General features: G+C 48.8%; 1 protein-coding gene. It reads right to left on the reverse strand.

Annotation, left to right across the window (positions count from 1 at the left end):
- Positions 1-182 precede the first annotated feature (182 nt).
- Positions 183-609 (reverse strand): gfo/Idh/MocA family oxidoreductase (locus NE664_12705; GenBank protein ID MCQ4727496.1); only part of this gene is annotated, 427 nt, incomplete at its 5' end.

The following is a 609-nucleotide window of genomic DNA, read 5'->3' on the forward strand; positions in this document are numbered from 1 at the left end:
CTTCTTCATTCCAGCCACATTCTCTTCCGTCATGGGAATCTGGGAAACCTCCACACAGTGGTATCCCAGCTCCGCACAGGCTTTTAAGGTGCCGTAGGCCCCAAGCTCTGCAATCTTATCTTTGATGGTACTCATCTGAATACCAATTAACCCTTTTTTCATGTGATATCCCCTTTCTAAAATTACAAGATGGATTTGTAAGAACCGCTCTTACCGGACTCTAAGATGGCATCAATCAGGCGGATGCTCATCTTCGCATCCTTCACCCTGATATACTCCCCTTCTCCCATTTCCAGCACTCTGTAAAATCTGTCGATTAATTTTCCATGACTGGCGCCGTAATAGAAGTGGGTTCCCGGAAATTTCCGGTCCTCAGCCAGCTTCTTTCTCCCGCCCTCCGGCAGGATCTGATACAGAATATTTTCTTCAATCCGGAACTCGCCGCGTTCCAGCTGGATGGCGATCTGAACCGCTTCATTCTTATAATTGGCATTGGTGGCAAAGAACAGCCCTTTGGCGCCGCTTACGTAATCCAGCCGTGCAGTCACCGTATCTTCCACCTCAATGCCGTAATCCAGGATCTGGCTTACAGAGGCGTTCAGGCCTTTG

Origin of the sequence: Anaerotignum faecicola (genome assembly GCA_024460105.1) — a bacterium.
In the GTDB taxonomy this organism is placed as follows: Bacteria; Bacillota; Clostridia; order Lachnospirales; family Anaerotignaceae; genus JANFXS01.